This is a genomic window from Janthinobacterium sp. SUN026 (assembly GCF_030397625.1).
Classification (GTDB): Bacteria; Pseudomonadota; Gammaproteobacteria; order Burkholderiales; family Burkholderiaceae_D; genus Janthinobacterium; species Janthinobacterium kumbetense.
In genome coordinates this window covers 1-1,459 of sequence record NZ_JAPQNU010000015.1, presented here as the reverse complement: position 1 = coordinate 1,459, position 1,459 = coordinate 1, and the positions used below count along the sequence as shown (strand labels likewise).

Genomic DNA, 1,459 nt, shown 5'->3' with positions numbered 1-1,459 from the left:
TGGAGCGACAAAGCCTGAATCTGGAAGAAGCAAAGATTGGGTAATGACTGGTTGTATCAACACACACGCAACGTTGTACCGTCTTATCCTCTGTACCTGCTAAGGTTATAGGGACAAGCCGTACGGGCAATTAGTACTGGTTAGCTTAATGCATTACTGCACTTCCACACCCAGCCTATCAACGTCCTGGTCTCGAACGACCCTTCAAAGAGCTCAAGGCTCTGGGAAATCTCATCTCAAGGCAAGTTTCCCGCTTAGATGCTTTCAGCGGTTATCTCTTCCGAACTTAGCTACCCGGCAATGCCACTGGCGTGACAACCGGTACACCAGAGGTTCGTCCACTCCGGTCCTCTCGTACTAGGAGCAGCCCCCTTCAAATTTCCAACGCCCACGGCAGATAGGGACCAAACTGTCTCACGACGTTTTAAACCCAGCTCACGTACCACTTTAAATGGCGAACAGCCATACCCTTGGGACCGGCTACAGCCCCAGGATGTGATGAGCCGACATCGAGGTGCCAAACTCCCCCGTCGATATGAACTCTTGGGAGGAATCAGCCTGTTATCCCCAGAGTACCTTTTATCCGTTGAGCGATGGCCCTTCCATACAGAACCACCGGATCACTATGTCCTACTTTCGTACCTGCTCGACTTGTCAGTCTCGCAGTTAAGCACGCTTATGCCATTGCACTATCAACACGATGTCCGACCGTATCTAGCGTACCTTCGAACTCCTCCGTTACACTTTAGGAGGAGACCGCCCCAGTCAAACTGCCTACCATGCACTGTCCCCGATCCGGATAACGGACCAAGGTTAGAACCTCAAACAAACCAGGGTGGTATTTCAAGGTTGGCTCCACGAGAACTAGCGTCCCCGCTTCAAAGCCTCCCACCTATCCTACACAGATTGGTTCAAAGTCCAATGCAAAGCTACAGTAAAGGTTCATGGGGTCTTTCCGTCTAGCCGCGGGTAGATTGCATCATCACAAACATTTCAACTTCGCTGAGTCTCGGGAGGAGACAGTGTGGCCATCGTTACGCCATTCGTGCAGGTCGGAACTTACCCGACAAGGAATTTCGCTACCTTAGGACCGTTATAGTTACGGCCGCCGTTTACTGGGACTTCAATCAAGAGCTTGCACCCCATCATTTAATCTTCCAGCACCGGGCAGGCGTCACACCCTATACGTCCACTTTCGTGTTTGCAGAGTGCTGTGTTTTTATTAAACAGTCGCAGCCACCAGTTTATTGCAACCCTTTCACCCTCATGGAGTAAACCAATCAAGCTACCGGGGCGTACCTTTTCCCGAAGTTACGGTACCAATTTGCCGAGTTCCTTCTCCCGAGTTCTCTCAAGCGCCTTAGAATACTCATCTCGCCCACCTGTGTCGGTTTGCGGTACGGTCTCGTATGACTGAAGCTTAGAGGCTTTTCTTGGAACCACTTCCGATTGCTTCGTG

General features: G+C 51.1%; 1 rRNA gene. It reads right to left on the bottom strand.

Going from position 1 to position 1,459, the window contains the following annotated elements:
* Positions 1-109: 109 nt before the first annotated feature.
* Positions 110-1,459 (bottom strand): 23S ribosomal RNA (locus OX459_RS28020); the annotation flags it as partial.